Here is a 20,084-nt window from a genome sequence, read left to right on the forward strand (position 1 = left end):
TACAAAGCCGCTCCTGTTTTAAACAAGAGCGGCTTTTTTATGCGGTTAAAGAAACAAGGGATAGCCGGCTTTGTATCGATGGCTATTTACAAATTTGTAGGTATGGTAAACCAAAATGTGGAGCCCTCGCCCTCTACACTTTCTACGCCTATATTTCCCTGATGGCGCTCGATAATATCTTTACAAATGAATAGGCCTAGCCCCAAGCCTGAAAACTTGATAGACTCTTCCACCCTAAAGAAACGATCGAATACTAAGTCTTTCTTATCTTTCGAAATACCAATACCAAAATCACGTACAGCCACGCGCACGCTATCCTTGTACGATCGCTTGACGTCAACCCTAACCATGTCCTTGCCGGGCGAATATTTTATGGCATTGGAAAGGAAGTTGACCATCACCTGTTCTATGCGGTGCCTGTCGGCAGATAAATGCAGATCCTCCTCGGCAACCAGCTCAATATGATGCGAAACATCGCCATTTACAATATCATTTACAACTTCTTTGGCCAAATCCGCTAGGTTAAACGCGGTATAATTCAACTGCATCTTGCCGGAGTGTATTTTTGTCACATCCAACAAGTCGTTAATCAGGTAGGTAAGCTTATCGGTTTGCTTCAAGCTTTTAGCCAAGAAATCTTGGATAAGCTCAACGGATTTCCCTTGGTCTATGGATTTTAGTCCGATCTGTAGCATAGCTTTTAAACTTGTGATCGGTGTTTTAAGTTCGTGGCTGGCAATACTCATAAATTCGTCCTTCCGGTTCATCAATTGGCGAGTGGCGATTTGCGACTTGACCAATTCACTTACTTCAAAACCAAAAAACGCTACGCCGTCGATCTGTTCTCTATCGTCAAAGATTGGTGTAAAAAGATAATCTATCCAGGCTTGCCCGATTTCATTGCCGTCGCTGTCAAATTTTGCAACCCGAAAAGCTTTTCCTGAAAGCGATAGGCCTTGACTTAAGATCTCCCCGTCCTTTTGATACAAGCTGCGATCCACAGCTACTTTATGTGCCTCTGCAGATGCCAGTCCCAAAAAGTCGTTACCGGAATAGAACCGCTTGAATGCAGCGTTACTGTATTCATACCGAAGTTCTGCACCCCGCCGAATGGATATCAGCGCAGGCGCATTGGCAAACAACTCATAGAACTCCTTTTGTTGTCGCAGGATAAAATCCTGCAGTTCCTGCTTTCTGCGCTCCGCAGCTTTAATGCGTGTGACATCCACGACCGAGCCGACCATGCGATATGCCACGCCATGTGTGTCATGTTGCACACTACCGCGATCCAATATCTCGGCATAACTACCGTCGGCACGCATAAAACGATATTCTGCCAGCCAGGTTTCTTTTTGTTCATTGATCGTACGATAAACACTATCTCGCACCCGCTTGACATCTTCTGGATGAATACATTGATACCAAAAATCGGTTGTCTGTGTCTCGGCATTGATCTCGTAGCCGAACATCGCTGAAAAGTTTTGACTTCGCCAAATCCTGTTATTCACCAAATCCCAGTCCCATATGGTATCGTTCGTCGCTTCTGAAACCATATTAAAACGATCTTCGCTTTTTGTTAAACTGAGCGTACGCTCGCGCACCCGACTTTCCAACTCATTGTTGAGTGTCTTGAGCGACTCACGAACGCTTAGCAGCTCGTTATAGTTCTTTTTCAGACTTTGCTCTCCTTTCTTGCGTTCGGTCACATCGGTGTACGTGACGGCCAATAGATCCCCGATATTGGTCGCCGTCACGATATACCAGTGGTCGTTATCCAGCTGAATTTCGGTCTGCAGGTTATCCCCCGAGGAAACAATATCTTTTAACTGCAGAAAAAGTTTTTCATTGTACATCCCTTGCAATTGCTTCCGGAACAATAACCCCGAAAGGTCTTGTTCCCCCAGGCCTGCAATCTGTTCAGCAGTCGTATTTGCTGCATAGCATTTGAAATCAACTATTTCTTTCTTCGCATTGCGAATACTGGTGAATATTAATACCGCACTGAGACTCGTTTTGAAAACACCGACGATGATATCACTCAGTTCGTTTAAGGCTGTAATATCTACAAAGGTGATGACCACGCCATCCGACTGTCCATCGATACGAACATAAGGCATGATCCGTAGTAAGCAAATACGGCCATTCTTCAGTTGGATTTCACGTTCAGGCAGGGCAGAATTATTCTTTAGCGCACTATCAATATCCGCTAAGAAATTTTCGTAGTTGATATTGTTAGAAATATGTTTGATGGGCCTGCCGATATCTGCTTCGATCAAGTTGACCATCTCCACCGCCGCCGGATTAAATTTACGTATACGTCCGGTACCGTCAACAAAGATCTGCCCGATATCGACACTCTTGAAATAATTGTTTAAGTCGTCGTTAAGTTCGATCAGTTCCTTAATCTTCTGTTGATGTTCGGCATTCAGCGTATGCAACTCTTCATTTAGCGATTGAAGTTCCTCATTGCTGGATTGAAGTTCTTCATTGGCCGATAGCAACTCTTCGTTGCTGGATTGTAATTCCTCGTTGGCCGTATCCATCTCCTCTATCGCCACTTGCAGGTTATTGCGTACTTCGCTCAGCTCGCTTTCCAATTCGATCAGATAGGTCGTTTGATGCTCATCTGTAGCGACCTGGGGTTGATAATTTTGAGGCTCCGCTTCAGTTTCAATCTGTCGGAAAACCACGAGCGTAAAAGGTTTTTCCAAATCTGGATTAGCAGGACTCACATCTATATTGATCACCAGTTCCTCCTTGGCGTTTTTTACTCGTAGTCGTTTTAAAGACTTAGCGACGTTATCTTTCCAAACTGCACGTATCGTATTGTTCAATAAATAGGATATCTCCTTGGGCACCATCTTCAGGAGGTTCATCTCCAATTTTTTCTCCGGGAGTGACAAAAACTTCCGATAATTGCCGATCGTATCTTTAACCTCAAAATTCTTATCAATAAAAGCGCCCACATAGCCGTACTGTTCCATTAAAAACTGTTGGAACAACTCTTCTGATGTTTTCTTCGGCTTCTTTATTGTACGAACCGGAAACTGTCGTTGTATACCGCCTCGTTCTGCTCCAACAAATTCGGTTGCCCGAGGTATAACACCTGTTTTCTTAAATATCTTCCACTTGCTGCTGATTTCCTTTACACCATCCTTAATCGGAGCGATCGTTTCACTGGGTCCCAAAAACAGATAACCATCCTGATTTAACGAAAAATGAAAGGTCGTTAAGATATTGTGTTGCAATAAGCTGTTCATATAGATCAACATATTGCGACAGCAAATCAAATCGTTCTTAATAAACGGTGGAGTTTTGATGACGTTATGCTTGGCAAACACAATCTGTTTCCGAATATGGGGAACAACGGAAATACGCTGCCCATCCTGTATAAAATATTCGTTGAACAAATTTTCGGGAATATCCTTACGAAAAGAAGCCGGATAACTATTTCCGGAAGCAATTTCTAAACTCACTTCATCAATATCTGACGCGAAAATCTTGATGTCTAGATTTTTTTTGCTTTTCTTTACGTATTGATCCATCAATATGGCTACCGAATAAACTTCTTCACCCGTGCTACAAGCACAAACCCATATCTTAACCGTTTCTTTATCTTCTTTATTATCTATAATGTCTGGAATAGCCTTGTTTTTTAGAACATCAAATGCTGCTTGATCTCTAAAAAATCGCGTTACACCAATCAAGAAGTCTTTGCTCAACAAATCTACCTCCTGCTCACTGCCTTTCAATAGCTCCAAATATTGATCAACGGAATCGACGTGCAATGCTTTCATACGGCGACCGATCCGTCTAAAAATCGTGGGCGTTTTATACAAGGAGAAATCGTGATCCGTTTGCGTGTGCACTAGCTGAAACATTTCATTTACGATTGCGGCATCCACTTCACCGTTTTCGAGCGCTCTTACCGGTGCCAAGCTGATGTAATCGGCTAGCTTCTCGTACATCGCGGAAATCGGCACAACATGATCAACATTACCCGACTTGATGGCGTTGATCGGCATACTGTCAAATTTCGCCGTCTGCGGATCTTGGGCAATAACCAAGCCGCCGTGTTCTTTGATTGCTTCAATTCCAAGTGTTCCGTCACTGCCTGTACCCGAGAGAATAATTGCGATTGCTTTGCTTTTACTGTTTTCGGCCAAGCTGATCAAAAAATTATCGATCGCATTGTTGGGTACCTTATCTCCTTTTTTCTCCAAATGTAAACGTCCCTTCCTAATTGTGATAAATTTATCATTTGGAATAACATATACACAGGAAGGCTTCACCAATTGGTTCTCTGCCGCTTCGATAACCTGCATATGCGTGTGCTTCGACACGAGCTCCACAAGCAGGCTTTTATAATCGGAAGAAAGATGTTGAATCAAGACAAAAGAAACCTCTATTTGCGAAGGAATACGATCGAAAAGGTCGTGGATAGCTTCCAGTCCACCTGCTGACGCTCCAATACCTACCACATACTGTGAAACCGTCTTTTTTTTGTTTGCCATTCGAAAGAGAAATTAACGCTTATGTTCTAAAAGGAAGCTACGGACGGTGTTGGCTATCTGCAGTTCTTGTTCGTGCCAAGGCAATGCCGTCTGGTTGACGGTTTCCATCCATATCTTAAAAGAATGACGTGGGTGATACGTTGTACCTCCCACTTCAAAATTTATCGCTTGATGTGGATTTCCTCCCCACTCTATCGTTTTAACGACCTCTGGTCTGAAACATACGATATAGTCAGGCTCTGTGCTGGAAATTGGTATGACGAGCATTCCGCTGGCTAATTCACTATAGTTGATTGCCTCTTCCAGTACGCTTGCCAAATTGTGCGTCGAATAGACTTGGTTGATCTCTTTCGCTTGCAGCCATAAATAGAGGTTATCCAAAAAGGCACGCTCTGGTGTTTCGCCGCTTACAAACTGTTGGCCTGCCTCAAATATTACGGCACCCGACGCCCTAAATAATTTAAGGAGGTTGACTTCGCCAGAGAAAAGCCCTTCTTTGATACCCGATTTATATACGGCATCGATAACCAAGTTTCTGTCGCGCTGTAGATCGGATACGAATTGATATTCACTGTTATTGATAATCGACGATATCTTTGTGGAGATTACATTGCTCAGCAAAGCCAAGTTGACACCATCTTCAAAGTTCAGTCCAAACGTAGAACAATGATGACAAGCTATCAAGCCCCATAGTTTTCCGTTATGAATAACACGTAACGACATCGAGCCCATTACCTTCATATTGGAAAGGTATTCCAGGTGCACATCAGCGACGCCACGTAAAAAACACGCAGACAGATCAGTAAACGCGTTCGTCAAGGGATTGATGACCGGATAGAGGCGTGAAGGCGTATAGGTACCGTCAGGAATAAGGCGAATAGGATTCTTGAGATACAATTCCCTTGCTTGGCGAGGTACATCGGAAGCAGGAAAGGTAACCCCAAAATAAGGCTCCAGTGTCTTGGTTTTTACTTCAGCAATCACCGTCCCATTCCAGTCCGCATCAAATTTGTACATCATCACACCATCGATTCCCAACATCGACTGCAACTCTTTCACAATCAGATCGCAAGCTTCTTGGAGTTCCGATGTGGTATTCAGCGCGGCAACCAATTCGCGCACTTCTTGTAATCCGCCGAATTTGCTTTTCGTAGACTCCTGTTCGGGTTGCACTTCCAACAGGTAATAGCGATCATGTTCGCTGATCAGCGCGAAAAAAGGGAGATCTTCTATAACCAGTCTAAACGTGATTTTTTTACTTAAACTCTGAGTCAAGACGCCTTTGATATCGTCCACACCGTCCCTTACAAACGAATCAAGTGACGCGCCAACAATTTCCTGCAATTCCTTGTTGAGGTAAGTCGCTAAATTCACACTGATCTGCAAGATACGTAGATCATCTTTATCCAAGAGCATGATCGCCCCGTGAGGCTGTATAGTATTGATGTGGTGTATAGGAAGGTTTCCACAAAATTCCGAATCAAAGTTGGCTTTACGCATAATGCTGTACTAGTAATCTATTTTACCGATAAGTTACAAATTAACAAAAAAGCCGATAGCAATCAAATCAAATATTTCCATGTTAAACGTTAAAACACCTATATACACACGCATCAGGTATATCTACGCTCTTTCCGTGCGTGATATACCTACTTGTGATGTTGTGATGCGAAACGCAAATAATCCACGAGGCAGGTTCATTATGGTTTACAAAAAAGGCTTCATCTCCTCCTCAATCTGTTTACGATGCCCCATGAGCCGTTTGGCATATTCTTCTTGTTGTTTTTCCTCGTCGGTGACCGGAATCCATTTCGGCACTTGGGTTGCTTTTCCGTCATCGTCCAAAGCTACAAAAACAATAATGCAATGCGTTTTCTTCTCAAAGCTGTTGCTTTTTAGATCGCGCGCATATACATCAATTGCGATATGCATACTACTGGATCCCGTATAGATCACATGGGCCTCTACTTTTACGATCTGCCCGATTTTGATTGGCTGGTAAAAACGAATGCCACCGACATAAACCGTCACACAGTAGCGGCTGCTCCACGTGCTGGCACAGGCATAGCCAGCTTGGTCGATCCATTTCATCACGGCTCCGCCATGCACTTTTCCGCCATAGTTTACATCGGAAGGTTCCGAAATAAATTGAAAAATCAAAGGTGTATTCATATGGACATTTATTGCTTGCTCTCTAACTAACCTTTGCCAATCGGCAAATGTTTGCCAAACTCATCTTTTTTGCACGCCGGCAACACCGCAAACCCGACGCCACCGATGGTCGCAATAAGAATTAGACGGGCCTATCTGCAAGGAAATAGCAGATAAAACTTCGAAATGTTAAAAAGTGTTAAGAAAAACAGACAAGGGTACTACAGCCGAACAAGCGTCGTTTAAGTAGTATAATTTCATAATTTAGGTTAATAATTGGTTTGGTAAAATCCTGGAGTTCCCCGCTTCAGGATTTTTTTATGGTTTCTTTTCTTGCGTGAAATAATCGTAAGTCATCCGAGCAATCGCTGCAATAATGGCTTCGTTGGTTGCTAAATCCGCTTTAGACTGGCTTACAAAAACGGTTATAAAAATCGGTATGCCATCAGGCATAAAAATAACGCCAGCGTCATGTACGGCAGCAGTAATCCCGCCCCTAGTGCCCGAAAACCCTGTTTTATGTGCTACAATGGTGCCTGAAGGGAGATCCCCTTTCAGTCTTTTCAAGCCCGTTTCAGTTGTCTTCATAACGTCCCATAGAAAAGTGTGGCTTGCTGCCGATAATTCCTGCTGGCTATTAGCCAAGTAAGTGCGCATCAGATCGGTACAGGCTGCAGCCGTTGTCCAGTTCATAAATTGCATATCCCAATTGCTTTGCATGGTTTTCTCGTTGATGGCAATAGCCAGATCGTGCACCCGGCGATCTTTAAAGAAACGATCAACTTTAGTTGGCCCGCCAAGCATTTTCAACAGGATATCACAAGCCACATTGTCGCTTTGGGCAAGCATATAGCGCAAGATTTCCGACAGTGCCAAGGTAACGCCCTCTGGATACTTATCACGTAGCGGACTCCAGATGTCTGGTGTAAGGTCTTTTTTCTTTATTTTGACAGGTTGTTGCAGGGCAAATTGCCCTTTATCGATCGCTGTTAGCATGACTATAGCGATATGAAACTTAAACACACTTTGCATAGGCAAATGTTCTGCCGCTCGAACATATACAGCTTCCGACTCATTACCACGTTTTATGGCTACCGCCACAATAGCATCTTTATCCTGCGTGTACGCTTCAATTTGCGTTTGCAGGGCCTGCATTTGCGCCGAGGCGGAAAATGCGCCTAGCATAACGGCAAAACCAAGGAATAGCAACTGTTTGATCATGTGTGTAAAGGTATGTTTTTAATCTGCCTACTAAGTTAGTGATAAAGGGCAGCAATAAACCAATAGCTACTTAAAATTACGCCCTTTGTGCAAAACTTGGACAGCCGTGGGCTGGCCGGTGTGTTCCAGTTCCAACAGCCAATCGTTCAGGTTGATGCACTGCTTAACAACCACATGGATCACCTGCCCTTCTATTTGAACAACCCCACTAACCATCAATAGTTTAGACTGTAGTATCTCCCGTCTATATTTAACAAAAGTCTTTGCCCATACCACCAGATTTGCAAACCCCGTCTCATCCTCAATGGTCACAAATAACACACCTTTTGCCGTTCCCGGGCGCTGCCTCACCGTCACGAGACCACATACCTTTACCGGCATACCGTTTTTCACCAAAGGAAGTTTATGCGCTGGCACAACATGTCTTTTATCCAACTTCTCGCGCAGAAAATGCACAGGATGGGCTTTGACAGAAAGCCCCATGCTAGCATAATCTTGCAGTACATGCTCGCTCTCCATCATAAAAGGAAGTTCAATTTGAGGTTCTGCAGCCGTGGACGACAATTGCCCTTTGAACAAGGCTGTCGGACGATCCCGCACCGCGGCCACCTGCCATAAAGCCTGCCTTCTGTCGAGCCCTATAGATCGAAACGCATCAGCATCGGCCAATTTCTCCAAAGCCGTAAGGGGTATGCTATCCGCTAACCGTTCAATACTATGATAACCCTCATGTCGCTCCGCGATCAATCGCTGCATGTCATCCTCCTGCAATCCCTTCAACTGCCTAAACCCCAAACGCAATTGGTGGAACTCGCAGCCATATTCGCCTTCCAAGGTATTATCCCACAGCGAATGGTTGATATCCACCGGTAGCACCGTTATGCCATGCTTTTGTGCATCGATCACAATCTGGGCCGGATGGTAGAAGCCCATGGGCTGGCTATTGAGTAAGGAGGCGGCAAACACATCCGGATAATAGCATTTGATGTAACTGGAGATGTATACCAAAAGTGCAAAAGAAGCGGCATGGCTTTCCGGAAAACCATAGCTTCCAAAGCCTTCCAACTGCTTGAAAACCCGCGCGGCAAATTCCTCTTCATACCCGTTGGCCAGCATGCCATCGATCATCTTCTTTCGAAATTGGCTCACCTCGCCCTTCGATTTAAAGGTTGCCATACTGCGACGCAGTGCGTCGGCCTCGGCAGGCGTAAAGCCTGCGGCGACTATAGCTATTTCCATAGCCTGTTCCTGAAACAGGGGTACGCCTTTGGTTTTTGTCAGGATACCTTTGATTTCCTCCGAAGGATATTCAATGTCTTCCTCTTCGTTTCGCCGACGTAGATAGGGATGCACCATATCGCCTTGGATGGGCCCGGGGCGAACGATAGCCACCTCGATCACGAGGTCATAAAACTCCCGTGGTTTTAACCGCGGCAACATGGACATCTGCGCCCGGCTCTCTATTTGGAAAACCCCTAGTGTATCGGCCAAGCTGATCATATCATACACCCGCGGATCAACCGGATCGATGTTAAACAGCGTAAGTTCCTTTCCGTAATGTGCCTTCACCAGATCGAAAGCCTTGTGGATGCAGGTCAGCATGCCGAGCCCCAGCACATCCACCTTCAGAAAGCCCAAGGCTTCCAGGTCGTCTTTGTTCCATTCAATATTCGTACGGTTTTCCATCCGCGCCGGAATGAGCGGACACAGCTCATGCATCTTGCCCTGCGTAATCACAAAGCCACCAGTATGCTGCCCCAACTGCCTTGGGAATCCCATCAATTGGCCCGTCAGTTCCAATATTTTCCGGAAGTGAGGATCATCCACAGAAAAGCCATGCTCTCGAAAACGCGCCACATCCAATTCACTATCCCAATGTGAACTAATAGTTTGCGACAATCTACCTAAAGCATCCATCGATAATCCCATGGCCTTTCCCACATCGCGCAGAGCTCCTTTTGCGCGCTCTTGCGTAACGGTAGCTACAATGGCGGCACGATCTCGCCCATACTTTTCATAGATATATTGAATAACCTCTTCCCGGCGTTCATGCTCAAAATCCACATCAATATCGGGAGGTTCATCACGCGCATCCGACATAAACCTAGCAAACAAAAGCTTAATCTTAGTAGGGTCAACAGCTGTTATTTCCAAACAATAACAAACAATAGAATTGGCTGCCGACCCTCGTCCTTGGCACAGAATTCCGCGGCTACGAGCAAACTGCACATAATCGTGTACCGTTAAGAAATACGAGGGATAGTTCTTTCGCGCAATAAATTCCAGCTCCATTAGAATCTGCGCGCGATGTTCCGCCGGAATATCCCCATTAAAACGTCTGGCCGCACCTTCCCAAACCAATTTTTCCAGTTCCTGTTGTGGCGTACGTCCACCATGGGTCAGCTCTTCGGGGTAAACATAGGTCAATTGATCCAATGAGAAGCTGCATGCCGCGGCGATTTGCAAGGTATTGGCCAGCGCTTCGGGATATTTGCGAAAAAGGCGCCCCATCTCCTCCATAGGCTTTAGATAGCGCTCGGCATTGGCATGCAGCAGGTAACCGGCCTGCTGTATGGTACATTTCTCCCGCACACAGGTTAAAATATCCGAAAGTTCGCGGCGACTGGGCTCATGGTAATGCACATCCCCTATAACAACGACAGGCAATTGCAGTTTATGAGCAAGCTCCTGCACCCGAAACAAACGCTTGTCATCATCACCAAGGTACAACTTGGATACACCCAAATAAAACTGTTTACCAATAACTTGTACATACCAATCTATATCATCCCTATACTTATCTTCCAGCGAAAAATCAGCCGTTAATTGATCAGGTGGCACCGCTATAAACAGTATATCTTTATTATGGGAGGCAATATCTGCTCTGTAAAGGTGACATTTGCCTTTCTCGGCGCGCAGGTTGCCTTTGGAAAGCAGTTCGCACAACACCGCATATCCCGCTTTGTTTTGAGGGTATGCCAATAAGCTACAGCCATCCAACAAATCAAGTCTGCATCCTACAATGAACCTAATACCCTTCTTTTTGGCGGCAATATGCGCCCGGACGATCCCCGCTAAGCTATTTCTATCCGTCATGGCGATAGACCGATAACCCAGCCTGGCAGCTTGATCCATCAGTTCTTCGGGATGGGAAGCACCACGGAGAAACGTAAAGTTACTGGTTACCTGAAGTTCAATATACTGTTCATCCATCATGCAAAAAAGCCATGTAAATACCATTCGGGAGACACATCAGTGGTATAATGCCCCAACCGAAACAGCCAATATCTTCTCCCTTGTTCATCTTCCACATAATAATAATCGCGGTGCTCGCCCGCTTCCAGCCACCACTCCCGCTCGATACGTTCTGGACCATCCGCCCTTTTGATATGGTGCACCTGCCCTTGATAACGAAAAAGCATGGGCGGATAGTCCGGAATGGGAGCTGCGACCTCAATGGCATGCGGTGGGTGCAACATTCTGGTGGGCCGTGGCCTATCAAAAGGCCAAGCTATTGTTTTCTTCTCGTTCAGTGTAGCAGCCGGCCGGATGGATCGCTCTGGCCAATGCTGTGCATTGGGAAGGTACCGATTGATGCGGCAATAGCGATCTCGGGCTTTGATCTTATCCAATAGCTCCACAATATCGTTATCAGCCAAGCCAATATTCCCCTTCCACAAGAGCTCCTGTAGCGAGGGCGCATCATCTACCATAAGCGCATCCATGATAAAGAGCTCTATGCCCAATCCGGGGGCTATTTGTCCTATCTTTTGGGAAAATAGCCCACATAAATGGGGTACATGGGCCGAGGGACGATTGGTACCAATCTCTACCGACTGCACTTTTCCATCCACACGGTAGCAGGAAAGCTTTGCTTTGCGCAATCCTTTTCCCTCTCCGGCCAGTCGTTGGCACAGGTTGTTCAGAAGCTTGCCTATGGCTACTTCAATGCTCTTATCCGTACAGATGGGCTCCAAGCAAGGCAATCTTTCCGTGTAGGGCAATATGGGTTGCACAGGTGTAAGATATTCCTCGCTTTTTCCTAGAAACTGCTGTAAGCGCGTCACTATATCGGCCGTAAACCGGCGTTTCAACACCGTAACAGGTATGGAGGCAAAACTGGCCAAAGTTCGAAACCCTAGTTTATACAGGCGATCTACCGTGCTCCGCTCCAAGCGGAGCGCCTCTGGCGGCAAATCTCCCAACAAAGCGAGTTGTTTACCTTCCTCCACAAGCCTAGTTCCACAACTATAGTGGGCAGCAGCCCAAGCGGCACCAATGGTACCTGCACTACAGAGATATGCTTGATAGCCCTTACTAGCAAGCTGATCGACAATCGCCGACAGGTAATCTTGTTCTGCCCCCCAAAGATGTGTACATCCACTGATATCCAACAAAATACTACCATATTCATCAAGCGATACTATTGGTGTGAATTTAATACACCATAACGCCAATGCTTTTAACAGCTTCTCTCTTCGCAAAGGTTTATCCTGCAGTACATGCAGCTGCGGGACCGCTGCTCGGGCATCTGCCAACAGCATATCGGGCATCACTCCCAGCTGTTGAGCCAGGTTATTGCTTGCCGTGATCAACACACGCCCTTGCACCGGCATCACAAAGACGACAGGTACCTGCTGATATTGGGCATGACTACGTAAATACCAATCTGTCAGCAAATAAGGGAACCACAATACCGCATAGCGTTTTTGCATGAGACTATCCTACTTGACGATTTTCCGTTTTAGAACGTTTTACAGGGAGCTCTTGTCGCTGTTTCATGCTGAACGAGTTGTTCTGCCAAGCGACCTGCCACTGACTGGGGTTGCCATTTCGAACCTTCAACAAGCTTACCTCCCATGCAGGAAAGCCTACGCCGGGCAGCCCATCCACAACCACACTGGGCATAGTGCGCACCTGCCAGCGCACCGCACAGGCCGTTGTCATCTGTATGCGTGTGGCCGTACGCAACACCAAGCCGGTTACCTTGCTACGCTCAACCACCAGCTGCAAGCGGCGCGATTGTACAAAATCCAGATCCTTTACCTCAGCAATAACGACACATAGCGACGCACATTTCAACGCTTCCTCCAATGCCCATAGAATATCTTTATCCCGTTTCATACAAATAAAGACCATACGGTCGGGCTCTATCCCGAATGTACGAATGGCTGGCGCAAATAATTCTTGTGTATTGCCAATCCACAGTGCTGCCCCCCCTTTTCGCATCAATTCGCTCAAAAGACCAGCAATAAAACCGGTACTGGCAGCCTCTTCTTCTGCACAGGAGGTGACAAACTCATGAATGACCCCTACTGGAAAAACGTTCCCTGGAAAGGCCTGCTCCAGCTCTCCTAATCCCAACGATGCCGATTGGCCATTGGGCTCCTTAAATCCTTGCCAAGCTAAAATCTGCCTTTGTAGGTCAGTGATTGTTTTTTGTTTATTTATTGCTTCTTGCATCTGCCGCATCTCCTTTCTATAACACAAACATAATACTAAATTTTTTAGTAAAAAAGTTTTGTTGAATTTTCACATGGGATAGTATGTTTACTATACACGCTTATAGTTTCAACAGAAAAGCTAGCAAGTCTCCCTCGATACAGCATTTTCAAAAACTTACCGTATCTTTAGCCATCCTAATTATAAAGCGATGCGGAAGCTAACAATTTTATCGACGACACTTATATTTATGCTGTGTTACATGGGTGAGGCAAAGGCACAACGTAGCTCCAAGCGGCCAAATATTGTCTACATCATGAGTGACGATCATGCCTATCAAGCCATTAGCGCCTACGGACATGGTTTAAACCAAACTCCAAACATAGATCGACTGGCCAAGGAAGGGCTGTTATTTACGCGTGCAAGCGTCACCAACTCCCTTTGTGCCCCCAGCCGTGCCGTGCTGCTTACCGGCAAGCACAGCTACATCAATGGCAAGATAGATAATGAAGCAAAATTTTACTGGAGCCAAGATAATTTTGCCAAGATACTGCAGGCCAATGGCTACCAAACGGCGCTGATCGGCAAAATCCATATGGACGGCTTGCCCGAAGGGTTTGACCATTCCGCTGTGTTAATCGATCAAGGTGAATACTATCAACCCAACTTTATTATAAACGGTAAGAAACAGCAACTCAAAGGCTACGTTACCGACCTGACGACAGACATGGTACTCGACTGGATTGCAGAGCGCGATACATCAAAACCTTTCTGCGTGCTGTATCACCAAAAGGCGCCACATCGCGAATGGTTACCTGCGCTGCGCCATATCAAGCAATACAGCAGCAATACCTACCCAGAGCCGGCAACGCTATTTGATACTTTTGAGGGCCGTGGCACGGCGGCCAAGACCGCCGAGATGAGTATAGCCAGCCATATGAACTGGGCCGGCGACAACAAAGTACCTCCTACGATGATGGACGAACTAGGGCTACAGGAGCATATGCAATGGGACAAAGCTGCCTACAACAACAATTTGGCCCGCATGAGCGGCACAGAACGCGCTGCTTGGGATTCCGTCTACCAGCCCATTATGGATAATTTTAAAGCAGCATATCCCAAGATGTCTAGCAAAGAGCTGTTGCAATGGCGCTACCAGCGCTACATGCAGGACTATCTGGGCACGGTAGCTGCCGTAGATGATGGCGTAGGAAGATTGCTTGACTTTTTGAAGGAACAAGGTATCGACGACAACACCATCGTGATTTATACGTCCGATCAGGGTTTCTATTTGGGGGAACATTGCTGGTTTGACAAGCGCTTTATGTATGAAGAATCGCTTCGTACACCGCTCCTTATTCGCTATCCAAAAGAGATTGCTGCCGGCCAACGGTCAGATGCCTTGGTGCAGAACCTAGACTTTGCGCCAACATTATTGGACTATGCCGGCATAAAGGCGCCCAAAGATATGCAGGGCAGCTCTTTTCGGCGCTTAGCGGCAGGACGGGATAGCCACTGGCGCGATGTCGTGTATTACACCTATTACGAATACCCGAGCATACACATGGTCAAAAGACATTATGGCATACGAACCGATCGTTATAAGTTGATCCATTTTTATTATGATGTAGATGAATGGGAATTATATGATCTAGAAAAAGACCCGAACGAGCTTCGGAATGTATACGATGATCCGGCCTATGCCACCGTGAAAAAGAACATGATACAACAACTCAAAAAAGTACGTAAAAAGTATAAGGATTCGGAACAGAACGATCTACATTACCTCCCCAAAGGTGGGTAATGCAGATTAAACCAGCAAGCATCACTACAGCGCCAGTTGCTGCACAGGAAAGGGCAATGTAAGTTCTTGCACTTGCTGCCTTAGGGGTGTTTCTTTTGATTTCAATGGCAATAGCAATTGGAAGGTTGTGCCCTGCTGTGGTACGCTATGCACATCCAGTTGCCATCCAATCCGCGCGATCAGGTCTTGACAAAGCGCGAGTCCCAAACCACTGCCTTTTTCATTTTTCGTACCGGACAAGCTGGTTTGGTATTCCCTTTCTCTGATTTTCTTGAGCACTACAGGATCCATGCCGCAACCATAATCACGCACATACACAAAAGATTCTACAGAAAAAGGTTCTTTGGAAGCGCCAATCTCTATGCTACTATTTTCATGACTAAACTTTATCGCATTGCTTAAGAGGTTTCTTAAAGCAAACTGAAACATCTCTACTTTACCAAATGCGACCGTACTCTCGGCGATGCTATTTTTCAACAAGATATTTTTATTGTTCATCTGCAGGGCAAATAAACGAACCACCGCTTCCACCTGCTGGGATACGGAAAAAGCCTCTAGCTTCGTTTCTTTGATATCGAGCTGCTGGGATGTCCAAAAAAGAAGATTTTCCAACACCTTTTCGGATACTTGGATCTGATTGTGGAGAAGCGTATTGATCCACTTATTATCTTTTTCGGTAAAACGCAATTCTTCCGCGTGGCTCAGCAACATTTTCAGATTTTGAAAGGGCGTACGTAAGTCATGGGAGGCTACGGATAGTATCTTCAGTTTAAAATCTTCCTTTTGCCGAAGCGAACGATTCTTTCGCTGCATACGCTTAAAGAAAAGCTCATGCCTCGCGTTTTTAATCATCAGCTTCTTCTTTTCGATCTTAAGCTGTCGTTCCCTTTTGGTGAACTGCCATAGCCGATAGCCCAAACATGCCATTATACCTAAAAGCACAATGTTCAATGCTATTAATGTAACTTCGTTTTCCATACATGTCCCTTAAACTTCCGAAGGAAGTCGTGATACGATTTTAAAAGGCGAGTTTTTATTTATTATAAATTTCGATAGTTAACACAAATTCTTAAAATAAAAGTTTGGTTAATTTTAAATTTCAGGTATAAATACGACATTGAACTGACGTCCAACTCACATGATCGCCAGAAAATAACAAACTCGGCCAGCCGCAAGGAAGGAAAACGAAGGGAATACATAAAAAATAGAGGAACTTAATAAAAGCCAATCCTCCATTTTTCATAATAACGTAACGTATAACTATTGAAATACGATATCGCCAAAAAATTCGGGCAGGTGAAAATTAGGCTTTGGCCAGTCTATGGCATTCCAAGATAAAAAATGAGGATTGGGCAGTCCATCACCACATTTGTAAAAGTTGGCCTGTGCTGAAAGTCCCGACAGATGTGGGAGATGGCTATGTACAAATACAGCAGTTGGTATATACATCAGCATGCTCCAGCGTTTGTTGTTTTGTTGACTTACTATAGATGTCGCCGTCATCACCGAGGTGATGACCTCCTGTCTTAAGCGAGCCCTATCGGCTTTTATTTTGGGACCATAGCCTATGAGCCCCGTTCCGGCTACGTTAAATTCGAGGTTGTAGTAATTGACTCCCTTATCAAAAGATATAAAAAACTCGACACAGCTGTCTTCCCATACCGACTCATTTGGGCGGACATATTGTGCCTTGATAAATTCCTCTTCGACCGCAAAATGCAAGAAAACACCTTGATTGTTGTGCGCGACCTGAAATTTCACTTGGGACTTATCGGGAAACTGATCGGGCCAATTCTGCTGGGACAACGCATGCCACTGCAGCACGCGCATTTGCCGAGCAACATTAAAATAGTCAAACTCTACCAGAGATACATCCAAGTATTCTACCGTCAATTTATCCATATCTCTTAATTTTTGGTTTCAAAACTATCCAGAAGAATACGCTTCAATAAGGGCGTATGCGCTTCCAATTCGGCTACTAATTTAAGCTGCGCTTGGGTGCGAACCAAATTATGTCCGGGATACTGTATCTTGTAATAGGTGTCGCCATTCAGATAATCCGTCAGGAAGCGCACCGCTTGCATAAAGGGAAGCAGAAATACCCCTTCCAGCAGCGATTCAATCTCCGCCTCGTTGAGGAAGTCTTTTGCTTCTCGGATATAGCCTGCCGTGTAGGCCTTGAACAGCGGAATATTCAACAATATCTTGGCGGTATCCGCTTCATCCTCTGCCGCTGAATTGATGATAGTACGGATGGCATCACCAAAATCGTAGGCAACATAGCCGGGCATCACCGTATCCAGATCGATAACACATTGCACCTGATCTTCCTGATCGAGCAGCACATTGTTGAATTTGGTATCGTTATGGGTAATGCGCAAGGGCAACTCCCCTGCAGCGGCACGTTTCAATATGCTACGCATGCCATCTTCGCGCAGGAAGATAAAATCCAATTGCGCGGCCACCTCCTGCAGTCGGCCAGCAGCATCAGCATCCATAGCCTCGCGCAAATTGCCCATACGGAAGTCTATATTGTGAAAATTGGGTAGCACCTCGATCAGGTCGCGCGCATCCAAATCGGCCAGCTGCTTCTGAAACTCGCCAAAGGCACGCCCTCCCGAATAGGCCTGCGCTTCCGTCTCCACAATATCATAGCTCTTGGTGCCTTCCAACAGGATAAACATACGCCAATAACCATTTTCGCTATCTTTAAAATAAAGGGATCCAGATTTTGTAGGAATCAAGGTCAAGGTACCTTTCTCGACGGCTTCGTCGCCCAAGTGTGCCAATTTAGCCTTGAGATGATCAAGCACGATCTTGGTATTGGACATAAGACCTTCCACATCGGAAAAAATGTGGTTATTAATACGCTGCAAAAGGTAACTTTTCCCTTGCAGCCCATCTGTCTTCACGCAAAAAGTATCGTTTATATGTCCAGAACCAAATCGTTCCACACTAATGACATCGCCATCAATATCAAAATGACTCACCGAATCTATAATCGTACTATCTTTGCAATCAAACATAAAATATAATTAAAAATACCTTCTAGGTCTATCAGCTCGCAATATCACCAAATAATTATTAAAAACAAAAGGGCTAAATGAAAGCAAACGTTTGCACTTTTTTCAAAGCCTGTCTAAAGTGCGCCAGCCCTTTCTTTGCAGGCCTTTCAAGCACAAGAAATTGACATGGCAGAGACCGGTTATACGCAACAAATTGTTTTTTTAGCGGGTGCGCGCTTTCTATTAAAAAGATTTTGTATTTTTAGGAGACTAAATCAGCGACATGCTCACGGAAATCATCATAATTTTAGCATTAATTATTTTAAACGGTATTTTATCTGCCTCTGAAATAGCGATAGTATCTAGCCGCAAGGCAAGATTGCAGGCAATGGCAGACAAAAACAACCATTCTTCGCAAATAGCGCTAAAATTAAAGGAAAATCCGAATCAGTTTTTATCTACCGTGCAGATCGGCATCACCTTGATCGGTATCTTGACCGGTTTTTTCGGGGGTGGTAGCATCTCCTCTTATCTGGCACTCCGGTTTAATGAGGTAGCTTTTCTAGCGCCCTATAGCCAACAACTGTCAATTATCGTCGTTGTGCTGTTGATCACCTATCTCTCGCTAGTCGTTGGTGAATTGGTACCCAAACGCATAGGTATGGCCATACCCGAGCGTTACGCCTCTTTTATTGCAGCGCCCATGCAGATCCTTAGCAAGATCGTTAAACCTTTTGTGTGGCTGCTCAGTGTATCTACGGAAACTATTGTAAAACTCTTAAACATCAAAGTATCGGAAAATTCGGTGACCGAAGAAGAGATAAAGGCGCTGGTGGATGAAGGGGTAAGCAGCGGCGTTATTGAAAATTTCGAGCACGATTTTATGGACAGGCTCCTGATATTGGGCGACAAGCGAGCGATAAACCTGATGGTGCACCGTTCGGAGATCGCCTGTCTAGACCTGCAAAACAGCCTCGAAGAAAACAAAGCCATTATACGCAAATCGGAACACACGGAATTTCCGGTTGTGGACGGCGGCTTTGACCAAGTGAAGGGCATTATCCATGTGAAAACATTTCTGCGGAAATACATTGATGAACAGCCTATCAATTTTCCCGAGCTGATACAGCCTATCCCCTTTGTCAACGAGAACACCTCCGCCTACAACATCTTGAATGTGTTTAAAAATGCAAAGGCGCAGCTTGCCGTGGTGATCGACGAGTATGGCATTCCGCAGGGAATTGTTTCCATTAAAGATATAGTGCGCACCCTGTTTGGTGATATGGATGCAACCGACCTTGGCCATGGCGAAGGCAGCATCCGCAGACGTGAAGACGGATCTTTCCTAGCCGATGGACGCATACAGCTTAGCGATTTTATGAACCACTTCAGCTTGTCCTTAACCGAGGATGAGGAAGAGGAGCTCAGCAATATCACGACGCTGGGCGGATTGATCTTTTTGACGTTGGACCATGTGCCGCAGGAGGGCGAATATATACACTTCAAAAACTACAAGCTAGAAGTGATCGATATGGATGGCCACCGCATTGACAAAGTGCTCATCGAAAAACTATCTACCCTACGCCATGATATTCCAGAAAATGAAGACTAGTGGGCATGAAGGTGAGGCTCAACCACTTCAATCAGGTTGGGCAGGGTCAATACGCCGCTCTGGCGCCACACCTGTTGCCCATTTTGGAACAGGATAAGGGTGGGCACGCCCTGTACCCGGTAACTGGCGGCCAAGGCATTGTTCTTATCCACGTCGATCTTGATGACAGATAGTTGATCTTTGTAGTGCTCTTTTAAATCCTTTAATATGGGCGCCAACATTTGGCAAGGACCACACCATGTTGCCGAGAAATCCACCAATACGAGCGGATGTTGCTGAATAATATCGTTGAAAGTTGCCATGGGTTAAAGATACCGTTTTTAAGGTAAACATGT

13 protein-coding genes are annotated in these 20,084 nt (G+C 45.4%); 2 read left to right on the forward strand and 11 right to left on the reverse strand.

Annotated features, from left to right (window positions below):
* Positions 1 to 86: 86 nt before the first annotated feature.
* The 7 genes from SCB77_RS00930 to SCB77_RS00960 all read right to left on the reverse strand — a co-directional run bounded on the left by SCB77_RS00930 (position 87) and on the right by SCB77_RS00960 (position 13,349).
* Entirely contained in the window at positions 87 to 4,514 is a 4,428-nt protein-coding gene (locus SCB77_RS00930; protein ID WP_320184558.1) for a chemotaxis protein CheB, read from the reverse strand.
* Between the two features lie 12 nt (positions 4,515 to 4,526).
* Positions 4,527 to 6,014: a GAF domain-containing protein gene (locus SCB77_RS00935; RefSeq protein WP_320184559.1), complete on the reverse strand. Its 1,488-nt coding sequence runs from the start codon at positions 6,012 to 6,014 to the stop codon at positions 4,527 to 4,529.
* A gap of 207 nt (positions 6,015 to 6,221) precedes the next feature.
* Positions 6,222 to 6,686, reverse strand: coding sequence for an acyl-CoA thioesterase (locus tag SCB77_RS00940; protein WP_320184560.1), 465 nt, complete (start codon positions 6,684 to 6,686; stop codon positions 6,222 to 6,224).
* Positions 6,687 to 6,983: 297 nt separating this feature from the next.
* On the reverse strand, positions 6,984 to 7,886 hold the full coding sequence (gene bla, locus SCB77_RS00945) for a class A beta-lactamase (protein ID WP_320184561.1): 903 nt from the start codon (positions 7,884 to 7,886) through the stop codon (positions 6,984 to 6,986).
* A gap of 66 nt (positions 7,887 to 7,952) precedes the next feature.
* Positions 7,953 to 11,102 carry an error-prone DNA polymerase gene (locus tag SCB77_RS00950; protein WP_320184562.1) on the reverse strand — a complete coding sequence of 1,050 codons (3,150 nt, stop codon included), beginning with the start codon at positions 11,100 to 11,102 and terminating at the stop codon, positions 7,953 to 7,955.
* The gene (locus SCB77_RS00955) at positions 11,099 to 12,601 is read right to left on the reverse strand and encodes a Y-family DNA polymerase (RefSeq protein ID WP_320184563.1); all 1,503 of its coding nucleotides are present in this window, start codon (positions 12,599 to 12,601) and stop codon (positions 11,099 to 11,101) included. The genes SCB77_RS00950 and SCB77_RS00955 overlap by 4 nt, the downstream gene beginning before the upstream one ends.
* A gap of 4 nt (positions 12,602 to 12,605) precedes the next feature.
* Positions 12,606 to 13,349, reverse strand: a complete 744-nt coding sequence (locus SCB77_RS00960; protein WP_320184564.1) for an ImuA family protein — start codon at positions 13,347 to 13,349, stop codon at positions 12,606 to 12,608.
* A 190-nt stretch (positions 13,350 to 13,539) separates the two neighbouring features.
* Between SCB77_RS00960 and SCB77_RS00965 the strand changes: the two genes are divergently transcribed.
* Complete coding sequence (locus SCB77_RS00965; RefSeq protein ID WP_320184565.1) at positions 13,540 to 15,132, forward strand: sulfatase family protein; 1,593 nt, start codon at positions 13,540 to 13,542, stop codon at positions 15,130 to 15,132.
* 24 nt (positions 15,133 to 15,156) lie between these two features.
* Here SCB77_RS00965 and SCB77_RS00970 read toward each other — a convergent pair whose 3' ends face one another.
* The 3 genes from SCB77_RS00970 to SCB77_RS00980 all read right to left on the reverse strand — a co-directional run bounded on the left by SCB77_RS00970 (position 15,157) and on the right by SCB77_RS00980 (position 18,158).
* The gene (locus tag SCB77_RS00970) at positions 15,157 to 16,110 is read right to left on the reverse strand and encodes a sensor histidine kinase (protein ID WP_320184566.1); all 954 of its coding nucleotides are present in this window, start codon (positions 16,108 to 16,110) and stop codon (positions 15,157 to 15,159) included.
* A 282-nt stretch (positions 16,111 to 16,392) separates the two neighbouring features.
* Positions 16,393 to 17,034: a carbohydrate-binding family 9-like protein gene (locus tag SCB77_RS00975; protein WP_320184567.1), complete on the reverse strand. Its 642-nt coding sequence runs from the start codon at positions 17,032 to 17,034 to the stop codon at positions 16,393 to 16,395.
* Positions 17,035 to 17,039: 5 nt separating this feature from the next.
* Positions 17,040 to 18,158 carry a phosphotransferase enzyme family protein gene (locus tag SCB77_RS00980; RefSeq protein ID WP_320184568.1) on the reverse strand — a complete coding sequence of 373 codons (1,119 nt, stop codon included), beginning with the start codon at positions 18,156 to 18,158 and terminating at the stop codon, positions 17,040 to 17,042.
* A 262-nt stretch (positions 18,159 to 18,420) separates the two neighbouring features.
* Here SCB77_RS00980 and SCB77_RS00985 point away from each other — a divergent pair, with 262 nt between their 5' ends.
* Positions 18,421 to 19,749 (forward strand): hemolysin family protein, encoded by a 1,329-nt coding sequence (locus SCB77_RS00985; RefSeq protein ID WP_320184569.1) that lies wholly within the window; start codon positions 18,421 to 18,423, stop codon positions 19,747 to 19,749.
* Here SCB77_RS00985 and trxA read toward each other — a convergent pair.
* Positions 19,746 to 20,051: a thioredoxin gene (trxA, locus tag SCB77_RS00990; protein ID WP_320184570.1), complete on the reverse strand. Its 306-nt coding sequence runs from the start codon at positions 20,049 to 20,051 to the stop codon at positions 19,746 to 19,748. The two genes, SCB77_RS00985 and trxA, sit on opposite strands and share 4 nt — an antisense overlap.
* Positions 20,052 to 20,084: the final 33 nt, after the last annotated feature.

Source organism: Sphingobacterium bambusae (assembly GCF_033955345.1).
GTDB classification, from domain to species: Bacteria; Bacteroidota; Bacteroidia; order Sphingobacteriales; family Sphingobacteriaceae; genus Sphingobacterium; species Sphingobacterium bambusae.

Bases quoted from the DNA above. Each gene is read 5' to 3' on its own strand.
- SCB77_RS00970 (WP_320184566.1), bottom strand. From the start codon at position 16,110: ATGGAAAACGAAGTTACATTAATAGCATTGAACATTGTGCTTTTAGGT.
- SCB77_RS00950 (WP_320184562.1), bottom strand. From the start codon at position 11,102: ATGATGGATGAACAGTATATTGAACTTCAGGTAACCAGTAACTTTACG.
- SCB77_RS00940 (WP_320184560.1), bottom strand. From the start codon at position 6,686: ATGAATACACCTTTGATTTTTCAATTTATTTCGGAACCTTCCGATGTA.
- SCB77_RS00985 (WP_320184569.1), top strand. From the start codon at position 18,421: ATGCTCACGGAAATCATCATAATTTTAGCATTAATTATTTTAAACGGT.
- bla (WP_320184561.1), bottom strand. From the start codon at position 7,886: ATGATCAAACAGTTGCTATTCCTTGGTTTTGCCGTTATGCTAGGCGCA.
- SCB77_RS00955 (WP_320184563.1), bottom strand. From the start codon at position 12,601: ATGCAAAAACGCTATGCGGTATTGTGGTTCCCTTATTTGCTGACAGAT.
- SCB77_RS00930 (WP_320184558.1), bottom strand. From the start codon at position 4,514: ATGGCAAACAAAAAAAAGACGGTTTCACAGTATGTGGTAGGTATTGGA.
- SCB77_RS00935 (WP_320184559.1), bottom strand. From the start codon at position 6,014: ATGCGTAAAGCCAACTTTGATTCGGAATTTTGTGGAAACCTTCCTATA.
- SCB77_RS00965 (WP_320184565.1), top strand. From the start codon at position 13,540: ATGCGGAAGCTAACAATTTTATCGACGACACTTATATTTATGCTGTGT.
- trxA (WP_320184570.1), bottom strand. From the start codon at position 20,051: ATGGCAACTTTCAACGATATTATTCAGCAACATCCGCTCGTATTGGTG.
- SCB77_RS00960 (WP_320184564.1), bottom strand. From the start codon at position 13,349: ATGCAAGAAGCAATAAATAAACAAAAAACAATCACTGACCTACAAAGG.
- SCB77_RS00980 (WP_320184568.1), bottom strand. From the start codon at position 18,158: ATGTTTGATTGCAAAGATAGTACGATTATAGATTCGGTGAGTCATTTT.
- SCB77_RS00975 (WP_320184567.1), bottom strand. From the start codon at position 17,034: ATGGATAAATTGACGGTAGAATACTTGGATGTATCTCTGGTAGAGTTT.